Here is a 21,266-nt window from a genome sequence, read left to right as displayed (position 1 = left end):
GCATAGCAGGGCGGCTACAGAGAATGTTAAGATACTCCGTTAGCCTCCAGACTGCTTGTATCAGTTTGGCGGTTAGCTGTCCATTGCTGTTACCAGCAGCTTTGGGCAGTGCAACTAGATTTTTGGGCGACGCGGGCTACTTCCTCTACAAGCAAAGCAACCTCTAATTTCAAAGCGTATCCACATTTGGGGGCCTCTGTCAATCCCTTTGGGATTTGGATTGGAGGATTTATGCCACGGATTCAATCAGGTAATTCCACATCTGGCGGCAGCGGTGGTAGCAACAACTCTAACTGGCTTAGCAAACCTGGCAACACTGTGACAATGATATTCCAGAGAGTGTCTGGCTCCACGCGATCGTACCGATGAGCAATGATATTCCGCAAATTAATAATATTGCGCCAATCAATATCATCATTAGCTTGACGGAATTCCTCCGAAATTCTCCTAGCAGCCTCGCCGAGAATTTCAAACTCTCTTTCAACAGCCCGCTGCACCATCCTATTTACTCGGTATTCTGCACAGGACAAGCTAGCGGTAAACTCCATTATTTGCTTAATTGCCTCTATCATATCCCAGAGGGCAGCCTGATTTCTATTGTCTGCTTGCATAGTTAGATTTGCTGGTTTAATTGAAAAGTAAAAACTGGAAATAGTGCGATTTTTAGAGTAGATGATGTGACAAGTACGCAGGATTTCTGTTCGACTAAAAGGGTTATTAATCTGTTGTTTGTGAGTTAAATCTACGTCGCGCCCCAACATCGTTTCTAATTGTTCTTGCATTTGAAGAAAGTCGAAAAGATTCCAGCCAATGTTGGGGGCAAAGCTTGCTAAAATGTCTATATCGCTTTCGGGACGGAAATCATCTCGCAGGATTGAACCGAATAATGCTAATTCAATAATATTCCAGCGCTGGCAAAATTCGGCTATCTGTGAGGGCGATGCCTGAAGACGTTCTTTGACTACGGTTGGAAATTGAAAAGTCATGGGATTTTGGATTTTACTCACATTTTTCACCATTTTCAAGAACAGGCAAGATGCCTGTTCCACAAAAATCTAATTTGATTGTGGGGTGGGCATCTTGCCCGCCCTTAGATTTTACCGGGTGTTAGCAAAATGAGCTGTTTGGATAAGATCGATCGCACTTCATCCAGTCCAATCTCGACATCCGCCAAAATCTCCCCTACAGTTCCGGTATTGCAACCTTGCAAAAACTTAAATTCAGCACTTGACAAATTGATTAATTGGTAGTTGCAATCAAACACTTGATCGCTCGGCCAACCGTGCATACAACCACTCAACTCTGGAATTGCCGCCAACAGTGCCTTGTCGTCCGACCAATCAATCTTATTAACAGGCTTTTTACCCAAGAAAAACTCGTAATGAGTGATTTCCGTATCCAACAATTCAATTAATCGATAAAGCTCCCGTTCCGTCAAACCCTGAGCTCTTTCCATCAACTCCGGCGCTTTGCCCAAAAGTCTTTCTAACTGCCAATATCCCGGATTTGAAAAACCGAGAAATTCCAATCCCGAAGCGTCGATCAACTCGAACAAAGTCTCGATATTGTAGTCAATTTCCTGCGGGTGAACGTACATATCTGCAAAACATTCGTCCCGCTGATTTTCTCCTGCCCAACGCTGTTTTTCGTACTTGACAAGACGGTTGTTTTCTGGTAAAGAAGCAAAGATTTGACGGCCGACTTTGACTCCATCGGCATAGTCGCCTTTGTGGTTTCCTTGCAGAAGTGCGATCGCCCTTTGCATCAATTGAATCTCCCAGCGTCCGAGCTCAGCATAGACAAAAACGTGCATCAAACCGCCCGCCGCCAACTTCGCCGCCAGCGCTTGAATGCCGCGAATCGGATCGGGCAAGTGGTGCAGCACTCCCACGCAGTTGATCAAATCAAACTCGCCTTCGAGTCGATCGGCATCGTAGATGCTGAGATGGCGAAAATCGGCTTCGCGCGCGCCGGATCGCCGACAGCGTTCTTGTGCTACATTCAAAGCACCCGAACTAAGGTCGATCGCCGTTACCGACGCTTCAGGATTGAGGTGAATCAGATAATCCGTGCTCGAACCAGTACCACAGCCAGCATCTAAAATCCGAATATCGAGTTTTGGCGGCTTTTGGCCGGTGCAAAAATTGTAAGCATCAGGCCAACTCCAGCGCCAGTTATAACCTGGTGGTGGTTCATCCGACAAGGGATCGGGTGGGAAAGGGAAAGTATCGTAGAGTCGCCGCACGGCAGCACTGATATCAGGCGTAGTATCCATAGTTGAGGCAATCTTTGCGTGAGTGTTGAGATTAGTTGTCAGTAGCTTCGGGAGCATCCCGATGAGTGTAAAAAGCGTTTTTTCGGACTGCGAGCGGGACGCTCGCTTACCTGAAGAACCTCGCTCCGAGCGCTGCTACGCGGTACACTCCTCTTGCTTCGTTACTTGCAATGGGAGTGTCGGGAACGAGTTGGGCCAGCCTCAAACAGAGGGAGCAGGCGATCGACTAACCCCTGAGAGCCAAGCACTGACAGCTTTCGCGTAATAAAACTTATCATTTTTTCTCATATACGCTCTCTTAAATCTATACAATAAGTCTCGGCAGGCTTTTTAACAAACAAGGACTGTCAATCACCCACCGCTGAGCTTTCGGGTAAAGCGGAAGCATCTTTCGGCAGAAAGTAAAAGACCCAGAAAAAGGCAGAAGAAAATTTTGGATTTTCTTTTTCCTTAATTGACGGCACTGGCTGCGATCGCCCACTCGTCAACTCTCCTGCCGAGTTTTTTGTTTTACGGGTGTACGGGCGAGGCAAGCGCAGAGGGATTTCCCCGCGCCTGTCTTCGGGTCGGACATTTCCCGGCAGGAAGAAAGATGAAACCAAAACATTTTAATCTAAGAAAGTAAGCGCCCGAACCTCGTGACAGGTCAAGGCAAAAAGTAAACAAAGCAAAATACCTAGTTGTACCTGCATCAGAAGGCAAGGTTAGTCTGGGTAAATGCTGCAACGATAATTTAGATAGGGAGCGAAAGAGTCTAATGACTGTAAAAGCAAGTGGTGGAAGCTCAGTTGCACGTCCGCAACTATATCAAACTGTACCAGTCGCAACGATTTCGCAAGCTGAACAGCAAGACCGCTTCCTACAGCGGGGCGAACTCAGCGAACTAGCAACTTATTTCAGTTCCGGTGCTCTTCGGATCGCAATCTCTGAAACACTGACTAGGAATTCGGAACTGATCGTATCCCGCGCGGCTAACCGGATTTTTACCGGCGGTTCTCCGCTGGCATTTTTGGAAAGACCAGCAGAACCAGTGATGGCTATGGCTGGCGCGACTCGCGGCGGTTCGGAGAATGTCTCTGAAGGCATGAAACTGGGAACTGTTACTTACGTTGAAGGTCGCGCAGGTGGCGGCGGCGGCAAAGGCTCAGGTGGCGGCGGATTATTGGGCTTGGGAAATCTGTTTTCTACTAACGGTGGCAATAACGGCCCCATCCCAGCAGGTTTTCAGCCGATTAATGTCTCGCGCTATGGGCCGAGCAACATGACTAAATCCCTGCGGGATTTAAGCTGGTTTTTGCGCTACATTACCTACGCAATTGTCGCTGGCGACCCGAACATTATTTCGGTGAACGTGCGCGGATTGCGGGAAATTATCGAAAATGCTTGCTCTTCGGCGGCTACAATTGTGGCAATGCAGGAAATGAAGGCTGCATCCTTGGGTTATTTCAAGAATGATGAGGCCGGACGCGCGATCGTCGCACAGTATTTCGACGTAGCCATTACCGAATTCAAAGCTCCCACACCTTCAGACAAGGTGCGCCAGCGCGAAACCAAGGATCAGCAAGGGCTACAACTGCCTCAAATCTATTTCAACGCTGCTGAGAGACGATCGAAATTCGCGATGAAAACCGGTCTGTCGTCAGGCGAAAAGCAAGAAATAGTCAAAGCAGCTTACCGCCAAGTATTCGAGCGCGACATTACCCGCGCTTACAGCCAAAGCATTTCTGACCTGGAATCCAAGGTCAAAAACGGCGAAATCTCGATGAAAGAGTTTATCCGCCGATTGGGTAAATCTCCTCTGTACCGCAAGCAATTCTATGAACCGTTTGTCAACAGCCGCGCTGTAGAACTTGCCGCTCGCCACTTCCTCGGCCGCGGTTTGAGCTCGCGTGAGGAATTTAGTAAGTATTTTGCGATCGTCACTAAAGGGGGCCTGGCAGCCCTCGTAGACGCAATGGTTTATTCCCAGGAATATTCCGACTACTTCGGCGAAGAAACAGTGCCTTACCTGCGCGGTTTGGGCCAAGAAGCTCAGGAATGCCGCAACTGGGGCCCGCAAATTGATTTGTTCAATTTCAGCGCTCCGTTCCGCAAGGTTCCTCAGTTCATCACCTTGTTTGCCGGCTACAACCAGCCGCTACCAGACCAGCACGTTTACGGCGTTGGTAACGACCCCTTAGAAATTCAGTTCGGCGCGATTTTCCCGAAAGAAACTCGCAACCCCAAGAGCCGTCCCGCTCCCTTCGGCAAGGACACCCGCCGCATCCTGATCCGTCAAGGTGCAGGTATTGAAAACCAACTCAGCAACCCGGATGCCCGTGGCAAGGCTCCCGGCTCTCTCGGCCCCAAGGTCTTTAAATTAGACCAGCTCCCCGGTGGTTACACATCTAATAAAAAATCAATTCGCGGTGTGTCAGCAAGCAGCTACAGCAGTGCTTCCAGTGTCAAATTTACCGAAAGCTCCACCCAAGCGGTGATTCGGGCTGCTTACCTGCAAGTGTTTGGTCGCGATGTTTTCGATGGCCAGCGCCAAAAGGTGGCGGAAATTAAGCTGGAAAACGGCGATATTCCGATGCGCGAGTTTATTCGGATGTTGGCGAAGTCTGATGTGTTCCGCAATATGTACTGGAGCAAGCTCTACGTTTGTAAGGCGATCGAGTACATCCACCGCCGACTCCTGGGACGCCCTACCTACGGCCGCCAGGAAATGAACGCTTACTTTGACATTTGCGCCAAGAAGGGTTTCTACGCGCTGGTTGACGGCATCATGGATTCTCTGGAGTACAACGAAGCTTTCGGGGAAGATACTGTCCCCTACGAGCGCTACGTGACTGCGGCTGGTTTGTCGATGCGGACGATGCGATCGAGTTCCTTTGGTGAGAAAAAGGTCAACGTTGAGCTGGCGACAGAAACACCTCGGTTTATCGAACTTGGTGTTGCGAGCAATCTCGGCGATATCGAGTTAGAAAATCGCCTCGTTCAAGGTGTCAGCAAGCGGCGCGAACAAACTAAGGTGTTCAAGCTGACTGGAACTCAAGACAAAGTAGCTTTGAAAACTTTAATTCAAGCTGCTTACCGTCAAGTTTTTGAGCGCGACATGAATGCGTATGTGAAGAATGAATTCACGGCGCTGGAAAGCAAACTGGGTAACAATGAAATCAATCTCAAGGAGTTCATTGAGTCTTTGGGTTGCTCGCCACTGTACGTGAAACAGTTCTACGCACCTTATCCCAATACTAAGGTGATTGAGTTGGGAACCAAGCACTTCTTGGGCCGCGCTCCTCTCAATCAAGCGGAGATTCGGACGTACAACCAAATCCTCGCAAGTAAAGGGATTAAGGGCTTTATCAACGCGATGTTGAGCACTGTTGAATATGCCGAAGCGTTTGGCGAGGATACTGTTCCTTACCGTCGCTTCCCGACTCTCCCTGCTGCCAATTTCCCGAATACTGAAAGGCTGTACAATCAGCTCACTAAGCAGAATGATGAGTTGGTGGTTCCAAGCTTTGAGCCAGCAACTGCTACTGACAGAAGCTAGATTGTTTTGAGGTTTGAGATGTTAAATTAGTTGTAATTTAATATCTCAAATTAGTTGAAGGGCTGGTATAATTACCAGCCCTTTTTTAGTATGATTTGGAGTTTTTAACCGCAGAGGGCGCAGAGGGCGCAGAGTGAGGAAGGAGAGTGTGTGCTAGTGGGATTTGTTTGCTTCATCGAAAATTCGGGTAGAAACCCCGTTCTTTGAGGACACACTCAACCGAGACGACTTCTCCAAAGTCCGACTATCCGAACTAGGAGTAACTTAAGTGTTTCAAAACAGCGTTAAAACCAAGCCCGCAGCTCGCGTATTGCGGCAATTTCATCTTCTTTTGCCTGTTCTAGAAAAGCAATTAGCCTTTCTTTCGGCACTTGAGGAAAGGTAGGACTCGATTCAACCTCTATATACTCGCTCTCCTGTAATTGATAAATTCGCCACACTTTGCCATTGAACCGCCAAAACTCCGGTACACCAATAGCAGCGTAGAATTTGTTTTTATCAATATCAGTATGAGTAATATCTACTTCCACCACTAAATCAGGCGGAGGATCTTTGGTAAAATCGACATTGCGGCCTTTGACGAGGGGTTGATTTTGAATGTAGTAGGCATTATCTGGTTCGGCTCCCTTTTTGAGAAGAGGATAGTTCATAGTTGTTGAGCCCATCGTTTTCATCCGCATCCCCATGAGTTCAATCAGCGTCCGAATAAAACACTCGATTAATCGACTTGAAAATTCGTGTTCTTCTAAGGGCATGGTGATTTCTAGAATCCCGTTGTCATAGATCAAACGACAGCCTCGTGACTGGGGCAAGGCATTGAGAACTTGTAGATAACCGTCCCAAGATAACCCCCAAATTACTACGCGCTGTTCGCCAATAGGTTTTTGCAGTTCTGCTGTAGCTTCTGGTGCAGATGTTACCACAAGTGACCTCCAAGTGAAATTGATATTGATGGTTTACTCTAAGGCTAACTTAGTTAGCATTGATTTGGCAAATCTCTAACATCCGTTTGATTTTTGGCAACTGTCTTTCAGATTTCCGAAAAGCCAGCCAGATGCGATTAGTAACAGCCTGCGTAGGTTTAAGCACAGGTATCAAGCGATTTTCTGTCACCGAATTTGCACACAAGTAATCGGGCAGAACGCTAAAGCCAAATCCGCATTCTATAGCTTGTCTAATTGCTCTTAAATCGGGAATTATTAGTTTTGGCTGAACGTCGATTCTTTTGCCAAATACTACGCGCCAAAAGCGGCGGGCGATCGGCAATTCTTCGCTGTAATCAATCCACGGTTGGGTTAGCAGCCATTGAGCGAGGGGATTTAAGTCTGCTTGGCTGATTCCTTCGGCAATCGGAACTTCCAGATTTTGCGGGCCGACTAGCCAAAAAGTTTCCTCGAATAATAATTGATATTCTATATCGGATAAAGTAATTTTTTGAGTGGCAATTACAATGTCTAGTTTTCCGGCTTTGAGTTGTGGGATTAATTCTGTTGTTAACCCAAATTGCACGGTGTAAAAAGTGCGCTCTTCGGTAGGGAGTCGATCGAGCATTCGTTCAGTAAAGAATTCCTGCGGTGTACCGATTTTGATGGTTTGCGGAATTTCGGCTGTGGAGTTTTTGTGCGGAACTGACTCCAGTTTCTCGATCGCACCAGCAACTTGAGTATACAGTCTTTGTCCCGCTTCCGTGGGCACCATCCGCCTCGGAGTCCTTTGAAACAATTGATTTCCCAAAGCTGACTCTAGGGCTGCGAGGTGTTGGCTGACAGCGGGTTGGGTGAGGTGGAGAACTTGGGCGGCACCTGATACGGTTCCCACGCGGTAAACCTCGATAAAGCTCCGATACCATTCAAAGTTAATCATGGCGAAGGAAGAAGGAAGAAGGAAGAAGGAAGAAGGAAGAAGGAAGAGGGAAGAAGGAAGAGGGAAGAAAGGAAATACAATTAACCACAATGGTTTCAAACGCCATCTTATCTATAAATAGATTTATAGCTGCTCTAAAATTTTATAATTTGTATTTTAGATGAATTCGACCTAGGATGAAATAACAGACAAAAACACCTGACAGCAAAAGTAATAAATTATGACTAGCCAAAAAGTTCTGATTGTTTTAACCAGCCACGATACACTGGGCGATACTGGCAAAGAAACTGGTTTTTATCTCCCGGAGGTGACGCACCCGTTGGAGGCTTTTACTCGTGCTGGATTAATGGTAGATTTTGTCAGTCCCAAAGGTGGCAAAGCCCCAATGGTTGGGATTGATTTAGAAGACCCGCTAAATAAGGCTTTTTTAGACGATTCCGAACAAGTTTCGCGAGTCGAAAATACTCTCAATCCTACACAAATTGACCCGGCAGAATATGGCGCTATTTTCTATGCTGGGGGACACGGGACAATGTGGGATTTTGCGGATAATCTGGAACTTGGTGAGATTGTGGCTGCTATTTACGAAGCAGGCGGGATTGTGGGTGCTGTCTGTCACGGGCCGGCCGCGTTAGTCAACATTAAGTTATCTGATGGCAAATATCTGGTTGCTAACAAGACTGTGGCTGCTTTTACTAATGAAGAAGAAGCTGCTGTGGGATTGACTGAAATAGTGCCGTTTTTGCTGGAGTCAAAATTAATCGAACGCGGGGCGAAGTTTACGAAGGTTGCTAATTTTGAGGTTTGTGTTGTGGCCAGCGATCGACTTGTCACAGGTCAAAACCCAGCTTCTGCCGGAGGTGTCGGCGAACGAATGGTAGAATTGATGCAAAATCAACTGACTAAATAATCGATCGGGGCGGCTACAATTGTCCGCCCTTTCTACATTCGGTTAACCGTACTAAAATAGCTGCTTTTAGTCGAGAACATTACCGCTAACTGTTCGTCTTTGATTTTAGGATGCAAATTGGCGATCGGCATAAACAGATGCTCTCCTTTCGGACACAGGAAATGATTTGACTCTCAGAATATTCCTGCTCATTTTCAACTTATTCAACTTAATCTAGAATTAGTCATGGCAAAAATATTTTTCTTGACTAAATTAAAAAAAAAACGCCTTTTTTTTCGGACTCAAAGCTTGACTTTGAAACTTTTCTGAAGTATCATTAGATAATGGGAATAGTGGAAAAATTAAATTTGAAGTTACCACTCCTATTATCTAAAATATAGCTCAAAAATCAAGCAAAGTCAATAGGTAATAGCTCCCTTTTTAGGCGATTTTTTTAAACAAAACTAGACTTGAATTGCATAATCTTGGGATTTAGGAGAAAACCGTAGATGTCAGGCAGATAGACGGAGATAAACGCAGATGATTTCAAGAAGAATGATCTGACTTTCATAAAAAAATGGAACTCGCTTGCAAGCTCCCAATTTTTAATTATTAAATCTCAAATGGTATGAGCTATATCGAGATATTGACCGGAAAATAAAACATCAGAATTAACTGGCAATTTGTTCGGATTCATACAATAGCTAAATGAAGAAGCTATTAGGGCATAATGTTATCAAACAGAGAACAGGGTATGGAACTAAATTTACAGAAATTTTATAAAGCCTGCAATCCCAGCTACACCCTGGCAGTAGCAAATGAAGAAGACCGACAATACTATATCGATTTCTCCTCAGTGCGGGGCGGCACGATCGTAGAACAATTGGAGCGTACCATCAGCCGCCTATCCCCCGATGCGCCTACTTGTCAATTATTTACCGGTCACATCGGCTCTGGCAAATCAACAGAATTGCTGCGGCTGCAAGCTCAATTGCAGCAGCAAGGATTTCATGTTGTTTATTTTGAGTCGAGTAAAGACTTAGACATGGCTGATGTCGATATTACTGACATTTTGTTGAGCGTTGCTCGTCAGGTGAGCGAAAGCATTGAGAAAATGCAAATCAAGCTGCAACCGACGGGTTTTAAAGCTTTGCTTAAGGGGGTTGCTGATGTTTTTCAAACTCAAATTGATTTGAGGGCTGAAGCTAATATTCCCGGTTTTGGGGAAATAAATGCCAGCACTGAGGGAGAATTTTCTCTGGCGCTGGGTATTGGCAAAATTACGGCTAAGGCGAAAGATGCTCCGAATTTGCGATCGGAGTTGCGGCAATATTTGGAGCCCAGAACCAACGTAATTTTAGATGCACTGAATAAGGAGTTGCTGGAACCTGCAAATCAAGAACTCAAGCGCCAAGGTAAACAGGGACTTGTGGTAATTATCGACAATCTCGATCGCATTCACCTGTGCGCGAAACCGACGGGGCGCTTGCAGCCGGAATATCTGTTTGTCGATCGCGGGGAGCAGTTGGCCAGACTCAATTGCCACATCGTGTATACAATTCCTTTGGTGCTGATTTTCTCTAACGATTTGGGCCAGTTGACCAATCGCTTTGGGGTAGATCCGAAGGTTTTGCCGATGGTGCCGGTGCAATTGAATGACGGTTCTGAGTGTGCAGAGGGTGTGGAATTGCTGCGACAGATGGTTCTGGCGCGGGCTTTTCCGACGGTGGAACCATCAGCGCGCTATGCTTTGGTTGACAAAATTTTCGATTCTGCCGAAACACTTGATCGCCTGTGTCGAGTTAGCGGGGGTCATGTCCGAAATTTGTTACAACTACTCTATAGCTGTCTGCAAAAACAAGACCCTCCTCTGTCGCGGGAAACTTTGGAAAATGTGATTGTTCAGCGCCGCCACCAGCTTACTTTGGCGATCGAAGCTGATGAGTGGGATTTGCTGCGCCAAGTATCCGCTACCAAAACTGTCAACGGAGAAACTAAATACCAAATTTTGTTACGCAGTCTCTGGGTGTTTGAATACCGTTACGGTGAGGATTACTGGTTTGATGTCAATCCGATTTTGGCGGATGCAAAGGAGTTTCGCGAAACTGAAGATGTGGCGAAAAAGCTTTGATTTGTCAAATATTGACTGTGCAAAATTAACTTGGTTCGATCGAGAGGAATGCAAGTCCTAATCATGATCGATGCGGACTAAAGTCATCACTACGAACCTCTAAAACTGATCGATGCGGACTATTGTCCGCTGCAAGTTTTCCTAAATGCTTTGCACTGTATTTAGTGAGAACAATATGTGCCGTTGCTGAATCAAGGTTTGATATACTCCCCGCCCGCTTATGTGTGGGGATTATTGAGACTTGATTTGTCGATCGGCAGTTTTTTCAAGTATTATTACTGATTGACAAATGCAGCCAGTGTCTTAACTTATCGGGAATGACCGAAAAAGGGCGATCGCACCGCTAAACCAGAGGTCGCTCGAAAGCGTGGGTGCGATCGGTCAATTCATGCTTACTCGGTATCGCACCTTACCAATAACCTCTCGTTTTACCCCGATAACTCGGAGAGCTACCGGTGAAGTTGTGCCGCGGCCGGTAACGTATGTTGCACCGAGAAAACTTGCTAGTCCGTTCCAACCGTGTTGCGAGCTGCGGCTAAAATGGCATAGAAGCAAAAAATCTGTACGTTTAACTACTTTTTTACGAATTGTTATGGTATCTTAACTTTATTAGAGGCTGGCTCAAACAATTTAAAACGCCCGGTTATCAAATAACGTTTATGGTTGACCCTAAAAAAATTCTGCTGAAATGGGAAAGATATTGGTTTAAAATCCTTGGTAGATGGCAATCGTGTGCATTGAGTTGCCCAATAGAAAGACCTCATCACCGACATATTGTTTGGAGTTGGATTGGTAGTTTTTTGGCAATTACCGCAACGTCCTATCTTTCTGTAAAAACTAATTCTCCTTTACTAATGGCCCCGTTTGGCGCTACAAGCGTTCTAATCTTTGGTGTCCCTGACAGCCCCTTGGCTCAACCCCGGAATGTCATTGGGGGTAATTTCTTAGCTGCTCTAATCAGTTTAATAATTTTGCATTTTTTCGGTTCTTCTCCCTTTGCGATGGGGATAGCGGTTTCTAGTGCGATCGGAGTTATGCAGATGACCCGAACTCTACATCCGCCTTCGGGAGCAGTTGCGTTAGTCGTCATGATGACCAAACCAGACTGGCAATTTTTGCTAACACCTGCTTTTGAGGGATCGATGATCTTGGTATTGTGCGCTGTGATATTTAATAATTTAGCGGAAGAAAGGACGTATCCCAATCATTGGCTATAGCATTGTCTCTGATTAGTTCAAGTTATAAGTGCGATCGCAATTTCATATACAATTTCTGGACGGGTGACAAAGATATTTAGGAGATAGACTGTTAGGAGGGTTGCAGCACGCAACCCTTTTTGATCAGCTATCTCTACTTATGGTTCGCTTTTTTGCCTGGTTGAACAATTACCAAAGAATCTATAATAACGCTATCAAAATTATTCTTGATTCTTTTCTTCTTCCATCAAAAGCGATCGCTTAAATCGGTTTAAAAATCTGTTTACGAATTTCCTTCCACATCAAACTACTATGATTCAAGGCACTACTAAACTGCTCGGAGTAATTGGTCATCCTGTCACACATTCTCTGTCGCCGGCGATGCACAATGCTGCTATTGCTCACTTGGGAGTCGATTTTGTTTACCTGCCATTTCCGGTAAAACCAGAGGATTTAAAGGCTGCGCTGGCGGGATTTGCAGCGATCGACCTTCGGGGATTTAGCATCACGATTCCGCACAAACAAGCCATCTTACCGCTGCTGTCGTCGGTTTCGCCGATCGCCCGCGCGATCGGTGCAGTCAATACGGTCTACCGAACTGACAAAGGCTGGTGCGGCACAAATACCGACGTAGAAGGCTTTCTCGCGCCGCTGCAAACCCCCGCTTTCCAACCTAAAGGGGGCTCCGATTGGAGCCAGAAAGTAGCGGTAATTTTGGGCAACGGTGGCGCGGCGAGGGCTGTTGTGGCTGGATGCGCTCAATTGGGATGTGCCGAAATTCACGTTGTCGGGCGCAACACCCAAAATTTAGCGGAATTTCATCACAGTTGGGTAAATTCTCCGATGCCGGTGCAAAATTTGCAGGTGCATAGTTGGGATAATTTGTCCATGTTAATTTCGCAGGCGGATTTGCTGGTGAATACGACTCCTGTGGGGATGCACCCGCACGGGGAAAAGTCGCCGGTTTCTGCTGCTGCGCTCGATCGAATTTCCGCAGGTGCGATCGTCTATGATTTAATTTACACTCCGAATCCTACTCAGTTTCTCAAGGATGCGCGGAGGAGGGGGGCTATCCCGATTGACGGACTCGAAATGCTAGTTCAACAAGGAGCCGCCGCCTTGAAAATTTGGCTGGACACAGAATCCGTCCCTGTGGATGTAATGCGCCAAGCCTTGCGCCAGCATTTATGCTTAGATTGATGCTATTGGCTATCGCGGTAGGGAAACAGCGCAGTGCCTTTTCCCTACAGATGTTGAAAATTCGATCATGAATTCGCGCTAAGCTGGGAATTAAAATATACTTGCGCTGCAACTTATGAAATTTCGAGCTATCAGTCTTTTTTTTGTCACTTGCGCGATCGCAATTTTTAGTTTGGTATACACTCCACCGGCTTGGGCTCTGACACAGATCAAACTTTCAGATCTTTCTTATCGCGAATGTCCGGCAGAAATGGCAGAAGGAACAGTTACCAGCGGCAGTTCTATGGAAGCTAACTGCTTTTTGATTACAGGGAAAGCTGAAAATAGTAGTGGCAAACCTGTTTTTGATGCTGATATTTTCGGACGTATTTATGATGCAGATGAAAATCCGGTGATGCAAAACCGCACTCGCTTGGGATCTATCGAAGAAGTTCCTCCCGGAATTAGCGATTTTCAGCTCAGAATTTCGGTTGCTGCCAATCAGCGAACACCTTTGCAGCTCAAGCAATTTAAAGCTACAGGTTTTAGTGGTGTGGTTCGTCGCTAATCAAACTATTGGAGATTTTAGATTGCTGATTTGAGATTTTGGGTTGGCTGTTGAGAAACTGCGATGCAGTTTTCGATTTCTGATTGTAGATTTTAGATTGTTCAGTTGCTTTCAATTGGTTATATCTAACACAATACAGTTCAGCTCAAACAGTCCAGTCGGGAAAACAAGAGTGAAAAACAGATACTGCGATTGCTTCGTTCCTCTCTTCGGACAACTTCTAACTGAACCGTATTGAGATCTAATGTACAATTAACTCCCCGGCTTTTCAACCGGCGAGTTAATTTAAAAATCTCAAATCTTAATTTTAGTGGCCGGCAGCTAGGTTTGTTAAACAATTTAGCCTATATGTTTAAAAACTTAAGCTTTCCAACTACAAGGCTGTTTGCAAGCTGCTCAAAAGACGGATCAAGAATTCCGAGCCGAACTGAAGGACAAAAAAGGCAATCAGCGGTGAAAAGTCAATCCCTCCTAGGGGGGGGATAATCGAACGGAATAAATTCAAGTAAGGGTCTGTTAACTGACTCAAAATCGAAAACGGGGGGTCGTACCAATTGATATTGGGGAACCAGCTCAACAGCACCCTAACAATCATTAGTGCTACATAGATTTGCACAAATGTGGACAGCGTGGTAGCCAACAGGCCTATGGAATAACTCATATATTGTGCTGAAAGTTTGAGTAAAGTTTACAAACACTTTAACTTTAGCTTTAAGTTTAGCATAGCTGGGGGAAAGGGGGAGAGTGAGGGAGTGGCAGAAGAGGAGCATTTTTGTTGTTCCTTGTTCCTTGTCGCTTCCCCTTCGATCGCGAAAAATGAAGAAAGAAATGTGCGACAGTTGGTCGATCGCCCGCATTCTACTCCCAGACTACTCTAAAATCTTTCATAGATTCAGGAGTCTTTGGCGATCGAACCTTCGCTGTTGTGGGCTGGCGCGTTCCCGTTGACATCGCCGAGTTGCAGCCGCACGTCATCAATTGCCTGATTTAGCTGGGCAATTTTATCTTCCAAACTCAGCCTTGCTACTTCCATCCCTTCGGCTTCGAGTTGGCTGGCTTTCCTCTGGCGCATCTTTCTTGCGTTGGCGTCGGAAGGTTCACTCAGCAAAGCTTCAGCAGCGCGCCGCGACAGCACCGCGCCCAAAACTGCCCCCACCAAGCCCCCAACTGCGGCTCCGGCAATAAATCCGCCTGTAAAACCCTCTCGATTGCTCATTGCTCAACTCAACTGCGCGATATTTCCTTGATTTGTCTATTTTGACACTCTCTGGAGCGATCGACCGGGAGATCGTTAATTGCCTGGTAAGGCGATAATTCCGACTTCTTGGTTAAAGCGGATCATCTCCAAAGATCGATCGCCATAAAGGTCTTCAATGTGCTCTAAGCAGCAGTCGATCGCGAAATCGTTCAATTCAGCAGGCTCAATGCCGTACATATCCTGAAACACCCCCTCGTCTACCCGGCAAAAGCGGGGTCGATCGTCATAAATTCCGCATTCTCGCGTTTTCTTGTCAAAATTGATACACCAACCGTCATCTCCGACTAAGCTCAAGTAGGTTCCTAATTCCTCTTCAGATAAATACTCGTCTAAGTCTGGGCGCTCTGTTGGTTCTAGGTAACAACAAGCACCGCACTGCTTTATGCAACGCCAAGTAGTCATAGTTTCGTTCGATTTTAGATTTTAGATTTTAGATTGGGAACACTCCGACAACGGGCATTAATTCCCCGGTTCCCTGTGAATGGGAGGTCGATCGTTCTTTACATTTTGTTGAATTTTGTAAACTTCCTTAAAAAATAGGGCCGATCGCCCGGTAAAATCAGAAGCGGATTTTCTAATCAACAATCTAGACTTAATCAATACAGTAGGAGGACACATGGACTTTATAACCGATCTTTTCAGCGGCCTGGGCGGTGTAAACTACCAACTGATTATTCAGGTAGCTTTACTTGCAGCAGTCGTGCTTTCGGGCCCGATCGTGATTTTTCTATTGGCTGCTAAAGGCGGCGACTTGTAATTGTAGCACGGCTGGCGATCGATGGTTGGGAGTTTTGATTTTTAAATGTGATGCAAAATTCCCAAAGCTCGATCGCCAATTTTCGCTGATTTTCCCTGCTGCACTAGATTTCCGCTCAAATACCGCTATCATATCGTTTCCGGTTGCATCGTCAGGTGATTTAACCACAGAGAACGCAGAGAACACAGAGGGAGATCAGAGAGATGAATAATTCCGATGAACAGAGGATTTGATATCAAATGCCGAGGGCGTGTTTAGCCGTTTGAATCAAATTCTCAAAAAAAGGTAGAGATACATCGACTTCTTTAGCATCCTGACGGGAGTTCCCCAACAAACCGATATGTTGTCCGGGTGCAACAGCCAAAACTTGTCCTTGAGAGTTGCGAATTCTCAATTCCTCTTGAGAACCGGTGGGAGACAGACTGCAAGAATAAGTGCGATCGCAATAATCAAACTCAACTTTTCCAAAAACCTGCCGCCTCGAACTCGCAGCACTTGCAGGCAAACGGACACCCAACAATTCTAACTCAACCGAAGTCCTGCCATTAAAACTATTTTCCCGCAATCGGTAAGCAATATCAACCCGCCGAGGCAAAGGAAAATATTCCCCCCAACGCCAAGCAATCCCCTTCACACTAGCCGAGCCTTTTTCATCTTGAGTTGCAGTTAGTTTAACGTGGCCTCCTTTACCCACAATTTTCTGTTCAGTAATGCAAACATTAGGAGTCCAAAATACAGGAGCCTTATTTTCAATTCCGCAAGGTTCCAAAGCATCAATTTGTCGGTAAAGATCGAGATTAATCTCAGCCAAATCCGCTCGCACATCTACAGAAACCAGCGGCTTGAGGTGTTCCGGCTGCAAACATTGATTGGCAAAAACTGACAGTTGATGGCGAAATTGTTCGAGATTATGGGCCGGCATAGAAAAACCGCCAGCCGCTTTATGTCCGCCAAATTTAGTTAATAAATCCGCGCAAAAATTCAGCCCGTCAAATACATTAAACTCAGGAATTCCCCTCGCCGATCCCCGGATGATATTAGCCGTTTCGCCACCCTCATCCTCAAAAGTACCGATAAAAACGGGTACGCCATAACGTTCCAGCAACCGAGAAGCCACAATCCCGATCACCCCGTGGTGCCAACCGGGTTGCACCACAACTAACACCCGTTCCTGCTGTAAATTTATCGCACTTTTCTCGCACCAGGCGATCGCTTCTTGCTCAATTTCCTGGCACAATTCCTGCCGGCGCTGATTGATTTGTTCGCACTGCATGGCGTTTTTGAGAGCCAATTCGCGATCGTCCGTCGTCAGCAACTCGATCACAATTTGAGGATCAGCCAGCCGCCCCACAGCATTAATTCGCGGCCCCAGCCGAAAACCAATATCTTCAGGCTTTAACGTATTATTAGCTTGACTTTTTGAATTAAAAAGAGGTAAACTTTCCGCACTTCCCGCCTGCACTCCGGCCACCTGAATCAAAGCTTGAACGCCAGCTAATTGCGAGTGAGGCAAAAGTCGCAAACCCCGCTTTACCCAGCGGCGATTAACCCCAGTCAAAGGAGCTAAATCCGCAATAGTTCCCAAAGTAAATAACTCTAGCAGCGGATTCACCAACCCGCCAACTTTATTCAAATCTTGAGCCAAAGTAATCGCCAAAACATAGGCAACACCTACCCCAGCCAAACCGCGATAAGGCGAAGATTCCGCAATTAATTTTGGGTTGAGAATAGCATCCGCAGGCGGTAGTTTTGGCGGCAAATCGTGGTGGTCTGTAATAATAACTTTAACACCGAGTTCTCGCGCTCTCGCCACCGGGCCGTAAGCTGCAATGCCGTTGTCTACCGTGAGAATCAGAGCCACACCCTCGGCGTGAAATTCTTCTACAATGCGATCGTTAATCCCGTAACCTTCCCGCATCCGGCTGGGAATAGCATAATCCACCTTCGCCCCCAGAGCCCTCAGAGCTCGCAGCAACAAAGCCGTGCTCGTCATCCCGTCAGCATCGTAATCGCCGCAAATCGCAATTTTCTGCCCTCCCGAAATCGCCTCCCGCAACAATTTGACACTCGCAGCCAAATCGGGAAACTCATCCATTGGCGCGGGCAAAACCAGAGATTCCGGTTCGATAAACCCCTGCACTTCTTCCAGAGAATCGATGCCCCGGTTAATCAGTACCTGTGCTAGCAAAGACGACAAACCGATTTCTGCGGCAAACTGTTCGGCTTGCTGCGGTTGAGGCGAATAAATTTGCCACCGTTGGTTGGGCAATCGGGGAGAATTCGGGGGCAAAGATGTCGGTAGCTCTTGCACGGAAGCTGAGGTCTAAAGATACATAACCAATCTTACCGAATTAAGTGCATCAATCAGTTAATCAATTTTATATTTTAGATTTTAGATCGATCCTAAAGATGAATTTTTTGGGTAAAATCCAAAGGTTGTTTGTAGGAAAGCTTTTTTCGGAAGCCCTCACCGCACGCAAATAGGGATACCAGCGCCCGATAGAAGTCGTGAAGAGCCCCTAATTTTAGACCAAAGTTCCAACCCCCAGATTGCATCTGCCCTTGTCCATCGCCAATCGAAAATACTTTGGGCGCAGACGACTGATTTAATTTTATGAGGAGAATTGCATGAATGTCGATCGACCGTCTTGGTTTAAAATTGCATTACAGCTTCGCGGCTCCGTCATTCCCTCAATCTGGCCCCGGGTTTTACTGTGCGGCGGCTTTGGACTTTTTATTTCCCTGCTGAACTTTTTGAAATGGCCAGTTTCCTTGCCCATTTTATCTAGTATTGTACCGAGTATTGTGTTGGGTTTACTGTTAGTTTTTCGGACAAATACAGCCTACGAAAGATTTTGGGAAGGTAGAAAACTGTGGGGAACTTTAGTTAATAACGTCCGCAATTTAGCGCGACAAATTTGGGTAGCAATTGAAGAAAAAGACCCGCAGGATAGCGCTAAAAAAAAGTTAGCTCTGCGCCTGTTACCTGCCTTTGCAGTATCGATGAAATTGCACTTGCGCCAAGAATCAATAAATTCAGAATTGGAGCCGTTGATGTCCCCATCGCAATATCAAAAGCTCAAGTCGATGAACAATCCGCCGCTAGAAATTGCCTTTTGGATTGAGGATTATTTGCACAATCAGTACGAGCGCAATTGCCTCGATGTCTATCAGTTAACTTCTATGAAGGAGTTGCTCAGCTCTATGATTAATGTATTAGGTGGCTGCGAGCGGATTTTGAAGACACCTATCCCTTTGGCTTACACGATTCACCTGAAGCAGCTATTGTTACTTTACTGTTTGGCACTACCCTTTCAAATGGTGAAGGATTTGACTTGGGGAACCGGCCCTGTAGCGGCTTTAATTAGTTTTACTTTGTTCGGCATCGAAGAAATCGGGATTGAAATTGAAAATCCCTTCGGGCATGATACCAATGATTTGCCTTTGGAGAATATTTGTGCTGCCATGCAGCGGAATATCGACGATTTAACTACTTTATCTCCTAGCGTTCACGAACAGGTGAAAGATAAGTAGAATTATTAGTCATTAGTCATTAGTCATTAGTCATTAGTAACTGTAGGGTGCGTCGCTATTAAAAATTACCGAATAAAATGGATAATTGATCGAGCGACACACCTGTGCGTACAAGATTGAGTCAACAAAGCCAATAATTTGATGACACCTCTTGCATAAATCACGGGATAGATCAACCGCAGATTTTAGGCAGATAAACACAGATAAACGCAGATATTTTTAAGATAGGATAGTGAGTGCAATCTTGTCTATTGTCGCAAAATTTGTTATAAATTGTATGACATTAATTTCTAACAATTAACCGCATCAACCCAGCTACAACCAACAATAAAGGCGTCAGCCAATCTCCCCAGCGCACGTACAAAGTCCGAGTTTTCCGCCGATAAATAGTAGCATCTTGGACTTCGTAGGTATTCAGTCCCGACTTCCAAACCGTCTCGCCGTGAGGATTTACAAAAGCAGAGTACCCCGTATTAGTTGCGATAACTGCCCATCTATCTGTTTCAATTGCGCGCATCACATCGAGGGCGTGATGTTGGGCCAGCATCGGCGGTTTGTAATGGGCATTGTTGGAAGCTGTAATCATAAATTCGCCTCGCTGTGCTGCTTGATATCGGAAATTTTCAGCAAAGGCGGAATCGTAACAAATTCCGACAATGGCGCGGCCAAATGGCGTATCAAACAATTGTTTTGAGTTTCCTGGTATTAAACGAGCATCTAAGGGTGACAGCCGATTTATAATCCCGCCTAAAATTTCGTAAAAAGGGATGTATTCGCCTAAAGGCACTAGCTTTAGTTTATCGTAGCGGCCGACAATTGCTCCTGTTTTGTCGATCGCCAATAAGCTATTAGTGAGACCGTTTTCTTCTTGTCCAAATCCTCCAACCCAAGCCACTACACCGCGTTCGAGAATAGCTTGATAAAAGGAAAGAGTGGAACGCTGATATTCATTTGTCCAAATAAAAGGCAAAGCGGTCTCTGGAATTAACACAGCATCGACGTTTCTGTCTGCTAACTCTTTGTATCCAGCGGTGTAACCTTCCAAAGCGCGCCGCCAGCCCCCTGAGTCAAACTTAATTTCGTTAGGAATATTGCCTTGAATAATCCCAATTTTTAATGCTGTTCCGGCTTCTTGAATTAAGGGGCGATTGTATAAACTCCAGCCGACAATATGCAAAACTAAAAACAAACCCGCAGGCAAAATATAAGCTATCCAATTTTTCCCTCTTGCTTCTTCCTTCTCTCGTTTTCCCTCTTGCTTCTTCCCTCTTGCTTCTTCCCTCTTGCTTCTTCCCTCTTCCTTCTTCCTTCTTCCTTCAATAAAAGCTTCGGCAATTAAGCCATTTACTGCTACAATGGCGGCTGTTACTGTGGCAGGGCCAGAGAGTTGACCGAGGTGCAATATTGGTAAATTGTGCGGGCTTTGGGTGTATGATAGTGATGTCCACCACAGCGAACCTGTACTCCAAATACTTTCTAAGGCGCACCACAAAGCTGTGCCAATTAAAACGCGAGTTATAGGCAAGATGCCTGTGCCACTAATTTTTGGGGAAATCACAGGGAAGATGCCTGTGCCACTAATTTTTGGAATTACGATCGCAAATAGCCACGCCCAAACGGTGACTAATGCGGCTCCCCAAAGGGTGATGAATGTCCAGCAAAAAAGTGCGATCGCCAAACTCGGCCACCAAGGAACACCCAACCAAGTCATGGGGTGTATTCCCATAATCCAAGATAAGGCTAATCCGTGATAGCCAATTCCCCACAGTACGGGAAGAAGGAAGAAGGAAGAAGGAAGAAGGAATAAAAAAGAAGGAAGAAATTTTTGTTTTTTTTCTGTGATTATTGGCCGTTGATAACTGACAACCATAACCCACAGGGGAACTAATGCAATCCATGCCAACGGCCAAGCATTGAATGGTGCTGTTGTCAATGCCATCGAAATGCCGCTGAAAAGTGCGATCGCCGGGCCTAATATTTGAGATTTATGAACTGCGAGTTTTTCAAATTTAAGCCTGTTAAATATCGTCACTTTGATAATTGCTAAAAATAATAATGCCTAATCAATATATCAGATT

The 21,266-nt window shown here is 45.8% G+C and carries 19 protein-coding genes; 10 read left to right on the top strand and 9 right to left on the bottom strand.

The genetic code is table 11. The features are described 5' to 3' along the window. Positions 1-23: 23 nt before the first annotated feature. Positions 24-167 carry a hypothetical protein gene (locus QUB66_RS13220; protein ID WP_332968055.1) on the top strand — a complete coding sequence of 48 codons (144 nt, stop codon included), beginning with the start codon at positions 24-26 and terminating at the stop codon, positions 165-167. Between the two features lie 75 nt (positions 168-242). On the opposite strand, the gene QUB66_RS13215 is transcribed toward QUB66_RS13220, so the two are convergent. Both QUB66_RS13215 and QUB66_RS13210 read right to left on the bottom strand, forming a co-directional pair. Next, positions 243-986 carry a HepT-like ribonuclease domain-containing protein gene (locus QUB66_RS13215; protein ID WP_332968056.1) on the bottom strand — a complete coding sequence of 248 codons (744 nt, stop codon included), beginning with the start codon at positions 984-986 and terminating at the stop codon, positions 243-245. A gap of 104 nt (positions 987-1,090) precedes the next feature. Then, positions 1,091-2,275, bottom strand: a complete 1,185-nt coding sequence (locus QUB66_RS13210; RefSeq protein WP_332968057.1) for a class I SAM-dependent methyltransferase — start codon at positions 2,273-2,275, stop codon at positions 1,091-1,093. A gap of 757 nt (positions 2,276-3,032) precedes the next feature. Here QUB66_RS13210 and QUB66_RS13205 point away from each other — a divergent pair. After that, positions 3,033-5,813, top strand: coding sequence for a phycobilisome rod-core linker polypeptide (locus QUB66_RS13205; protein WP_332968059.1), 2,781 nt, complete (start codon positions 3,033-3,035; stop codon positions 5,811-5,813). Between the two features lie 284 nt (positions 5,814-6,097). On the opposite strand, the gene QUB66_RS13200 is transcribed toward QUB66_RS13205, so the two are convergent. Next, positions 6,098-6,736: a Uma2 family endonuclease gene (locus tag QUB66_RS13200; protein WP_332968061.1), complete on the bottom strand. Its 639-nt coding sequence runs from the start codon at positions 6,734-6,736 to the stop codon at positions 6,098-6,100. A gap of 49 nt (positions 6,737-6,785) precedes the next feature. Beyond that, complete coding sequence (locus tag QUB66_RS13195) at positions 6,786-7,676, bottom strand: LysR family transcriptional regulator (protein ID WP_332968063.1); 891 nt, start codon at positions 7,674-7,676, stop codon at positions 6,786-6,788. Between QUB66_RS13195 and QUB66_RS13190 the strand changes: the two genes are divergently transcribed. The 6 genes from QUB66_RS13190 to QUB66_RS13165 all read left to right on the top strand — a co-directional run bounded on the left by QUB66_RS13190 (position 7,675) and on the right by QUB66_RS13165 (position 13,639). Further along, positions 7,675-7,797 (top strand): hypothetical protein, encoded by a 123-nt coding sequence (locus QUB66_RS13190; protein WP_332968064.1) that lies wholly within the window; start codon positions 7,675-7,677, stop codon positions 7,795-7,797. The genes QUB66_RS13195 and QUB66_RS13190 overlap by 2 nt on opposite strands. 99 nt (positions 7,798-7,896) lie before the next feature. Further along, positions 7,897-8,586 carry a type 1 glutamine amidotransferase domain-containing protein gene (locus tag QUB66_RS13185; RefSeq protein ID WP_332968065.1) on the top strand — a complete coding sequence of 230 codons (690 nt, stop codon included), beginning with the start codon at positions 7,897-7,899 and terminating at the stop codon, positions 8,584-8,586. A gap of 733 nt (positions 8,587-9,319) precedes the next feature. After that, positions 9,320-10,696: a P-loop NTPase fold protein gene (locus QUB66_RS13180; protein ID WP_332968066.1), complete on the top strand. Its 1,377-nt coding sequence runs from the start codon at positions 9,320-9,322 to the stop codon at positions 10,694-10,696. Positions 10,697-11,355: 659 nt separating this feature from the next. Then, the gene (locus tag QUB66_RS13175) at positions 11,356-11,913 is read left to right on the top strand and encodes an HPP family protein (protein ID WP_332968067.1); all 558 of its coding nucleotides are present in this window, start codon (positions 11,356-11,358) and stop codon (positions 11,911-11,913) included. Between the two features lie 291 nt (positions 11,914-12,204). After that, a complete protein-coding gene (locus QUB66_RS13170; RefSeq protein ID WP_332968069.1) occupies positions 12,205-13,092 on the top strand; it encodes a shikimate dehydrogenase in 888 nt (295 codons plus the stop codon). Between the two features lie 115 nt (positions 13,093-13,207). Next, complete coding sequence (locus QUB66_RS13165) at positions 13,208-13,639, top strand: hypothetical protein (protein WP_265234462.1); 432 nt, start codon at positions 13,208-13,210, stop codon at positions 13,637-13,639. Between the two features lie 373 nt (positions 13,640-14,012). Here the strand turns inward: QUB66_RS13165 and QUB66_RS13160 are convergent, their stop codons facing one another. The 3 genes from QUB66_RS13160 to QUB66_RS13150 form a co-directional block, all read right to left on the bottom strand. After that, a complete protein-coding gene (locus QUB66_RS13160) occupies positions 14,013-14,300 on the bottom strand; it encodes a YggT family protein (protein WP_265234463.1) in 288 nt (95 codons plus the stop codon). Between the two features lie 231 nt (positions 14,301-14,531). Then, positions 14,532-14,855, bottom strand: a complete 324-nt coding sequence (locus tag QUB66_RS13155; RefSeq protein ID WP_265234464.1) for a hypothetical protein — start codon at positions 14,853-14,855, stop codon at positions 14,532-14,534. A 75-nt stretch (positions 14,856-14,930) separates the two neighbouring features. After that, positions 14,931-15,299 (bottom strand): YkgJ family cysteine cluster protein, encoded by a 369-nt coding sequence (locus QUB66_RS13150; RefSeq protein ID WP_265234465.1) that lies wholly within the window; start codon positions 15,297-15,299, stop codon positions 14,931-14,933. A gap of 214 nt (positions 15,300-15,513) precedes the next feature. Here QUB66_RS13150 and psb30 point away from each other — a divergent pair, with 214 nt between their 5' ends. After that, positions 15,514-15,654: a photosystem II reaction center protein Ycf12/Psb30 gene (gene psb30 / locus QUB66_RS13145; RefSeq protein ID WP_265234466.1), complete on the top strand. Its 141-nt coding sequence runs from the start codon at positions 15,514-15,516 to the stop codon at positions 15,652-15,654. A gap of 235 nt (positions 15,655-15,889) precedes the next feature. Here psb30 and recJ read toward each other — a convergent pair whose 3' ends face one another. Further along, on the bottom strand, positions 15,890-17,965 hold the full coding sequence (gene recJ, locus QUB66_RS13140; RefSeq protein WP_332968071.1) for a single-stranded-DNA-specific exonuclease RecJ: 2,076 nt from the start codon (positions 17,963-17,965) through the stop codon (positions 15,890-15,892). Positions 17,966-18,282: 317 nt separating this feature from the next. On the opposite strand from recJ, the gene QUB66_RS13135 reads away from it, so the two are divergent. Beyond that, positions 18,283-19,188: a bestrophin family protein gene (locus QUB66_RS13135; protein ID WP_332968072.1), complete on the top strand. Its 906-nt coding sequence runs from the start codon at positions 18,283-18,285 to the stop codon at positions 19,186-19,188. Between the two features lie 283 nt (positions 19,189-19,471). On the opposite strand, the gene lnt is transcribed toward QUB66_RS13135, so the two are convergent. Beyond that, entirely contained in the window at positions 19,472-21,220 is a 1,749-nt protein-coding gene (gene lnt / locus QUB66_RS13130) for an apolipoprotein N-acyltransferase (RefSeq protein ID WP_332968073.1), read from the bottom strand. Between the last annotated feature and the right edge of the window lie 46 nt (positions 21,221-21,266).

The sequence above is a fragment of the Microcoleus sp. A2-C3 genome (assembly GCF_036706065.1).
Taxonomy (GTDB): domain Bacteria; phylum Cyanobacteriota; class Cyanobacteriia; order Cyanobacteriales; family Microcoleaceae; genus Microcoleus.
Note: the sequence above shows the minus strand (reverse complement) of the source record. Positions and strands in the feature narration are given on the sequence as shown.

Bases quoted from the DNA above. Each gene is read 5' to 3' on its own strand.
- QUB66_RS13220 (WP_332968055.1), top strand. From the start codon at position 24: ATGTTAAGATACTCCGTTAGCCTCCAGACTGCTTGTATCAGTTTGGCG.
- QUB66_RS13215 (WP_332968056.1), bottom strand. From the start codon at position 986: ATGACTTTTCAATTTCCAACCGTAGTCAAAGAACGTCTTCAGGCATCG.
- QUB66_RS13210 (WP_332968057.1), bottom strand. From the start codon at position 2,275: ATGGATACTACGCCTGATATCAGTGCTGCCGTGCGGCGACTCTACGAT.
- QUB66_RS13205 (WP_332968059.1), top strand. From the start codon at position 3,033: ATGACTGTAAAAGCAAGTGGTGGAAGCTCAGTTGCACGTCCGCAACTA.
- QUB66_RS13190 (WP_332968064.1), top strand. From the start codon at position 7,675: ATGGCGAAGGAAGAAGGAAGAAGGAAGAAGGAAGAAGGAAGAAGGAAG.
- QUB66_RS13195 (WP_332968063.1), bottom strand. From the start codon at position 7,676: ATGATTAACTTTGAATGGTATCGGAGCTTTATCGAGGTTTACCGCGTG.
- QUB66_RS13185 (WP_332968065.1), top strand. From the start codon at position 7,897: ATGACTAGCCAAAAAGTTCTGATTGTTTTAACCAGCCACGATACACTG.
- QUB66_RS13180 (WP_332968066.1), top strand. From the start codon at position 9,320: ATGGAACTAAATTTACAGAAATTTTATAAAGCCTGCAATCCCAGCTAC.
- QUB66_RS13175 (WP_332968067.1), top strand. From the start codon at position 11,356: ATGGTTGACCCTAAAAAAATTCTGCTGAAATGGGAAAGATATTGGTTT.
- QUB66_RS13170 (WP_332968069.1), top strand. From the start codon at position 12,205: ATGATTCAAGGCACTACTAAACTGCTCGGAGTAATTGGTCATCCTGTC.
- QUB66_RS13165 (WP_265234462.1), top strand. From the start codon at position 13,208: ATGAAATTTCGAGCTATCAGTCTTTTTTTTGTCACTTGCGCGATCGCA.
- QUB66_RS13160 (WP_265234463.1), bottom strand. From the start codon at position 14,300: ATGAGTTATTCCATAGGCCTGTTGGCTACCACGCTGTCCACATTTGTG.
- QUB66_RS13155 (WP_265234464.1), bottom strand. From the start codon at position 14,855: ATGAGCAATCGAGAGGGTTTTACAGGCGGATTTATTGCCGGAGCCGCA.
- QUB66_RS13150 (WP_265234465.1), bottom strand. From the start codon at position 15,299: ATGACTACTTGGCGTTGCATAAAGCAGTGCGGTGCTTGTTGTTACCTA.
- psb30 (WP_265234466.1), top strand. From the start codon at position 15,514: ATGGACTTTATAACCGATCTTTTCAGCGGCCTGGGCGGTGTAAACTAC.
- QUB66_RS13135 (WP_332968072.1), top strand. From the start codon at position 18,283: ATGAATGTCGATCGACCGTCTTGGTTTAAAATTGCATTACAGCTTCGC.